Genomic DNA, 764 nt, shown 5'->3' on the forward strand with positions numbered 1-764 from the left:
TTCGCCAAAGCAACAGCAGCCTGATCAGACCAGATACCGTTCCCGATTCGAAGGCCATCCGTCGAAAGCGCTCGCGTCAACGTGCAGCGAAAATAGCGCTTACCTCTTATGAGCGCACTTAGGAGCAGTTGATGGGTCAGATCACGTTGCTCACAGGCCCCGAACGTCGGCGGCGGTGGAACGAGGAGGAACGGCGCCAGATTTTGGAGGAGGCGTTTTCGCCGGGAGCCTGTGTGACGCAGGTGGCGCAGCGGCATGACGTTTCGACGGCGCTGATCTACACTTGGCGTCGCAAGCTGTGCGAGCACGTCCCGGACCCGTGCCTTACAGAGGCGGTGGTTGTCGATGAAGACGTCGGCCATCCACTGGAGCACCGGCCGGCTATTGTCGTGGAGCTGGTAAAGGGCGGCCGGGTGAGCATCTTCGCGGGAGCGACGCCCACGCTGGTTACGGCAGTGGTAAAGGCACTGCGGTGATCCCGTCGGGCGCGCGGGTGTGGCTGTCGATGGGCCACACCGATATGAGGAAGGGCATGCAGGGCCTGGCTTTGCTGGTGCAGCAGCACCTGAAGCGCGATCCCCACGGTGGTGATCTCTACGTTTTCCGCGGACGCGCCGGATCGCTGGTAAAGATCATCTGGCATGACGGGATCGGCATGTCGCTTTATGCCAACTAACTTGCTTCATACTACAGCCCTTTCCTTGAGATCGGAGCATTTTGAGGAGTTGAGTTGGCGGATGGCCTCCGCCCGATGAGCAAGCTGG

Annotated in this window: 2 protein-coding genes; both read left to right on the plus strand. The window is 60.7% G+C overall.

Features of this window, described 5'->3' with window-relative positions:
- Positions 1 to 131: 131 nt before the first annotated feature.
- A complete protein-coding gene (tnpA, locus tag NKI54_RS36340; protein WP_095205366.1) occupies positions 132 to 476 on the plus strand; it encodes an IS66-like element accessory protein TnpA in 345 nt (114 codons plus the stop codon).
- The gene (gene tnpB / locus NKI54_RS36345) at positions 473 to 676 is read left to right on the plus strand and encodes an IS66 family insertion sequence element accessory protein TnpB (protein ID WP_352694668.1); all 204 of its coding nucleotides are present in this window, start codon (positions 473 to 475) and stop codon (positions 674 to 676) included. The genes tnpA and tnpB overlap by 4 nt, the downstream gene beginning before the upstream one ends.
- The last annotated feature ends 88 nt before the right edge of the window (positions 677 to 764 follow it).

The sequence above is a fragment of the Mesorhizobium sp. M0663 genome (assembly GCF_040320585.1).
Classification (GTDB): Bacteria; Pseudomonadota; Alphaproteobacteria; order Rhizobiales; family Rhizobiaceae; genus Mesorhizobium.

Coding starts and splice junctions, on each gene's coding strand:
- tnpA (WP_095205366.1), top strand. CDS start 132: ATGGGTCAGATCACGTTGCTCACAGGCCCCGAACGTCGGCGGCGGTGG.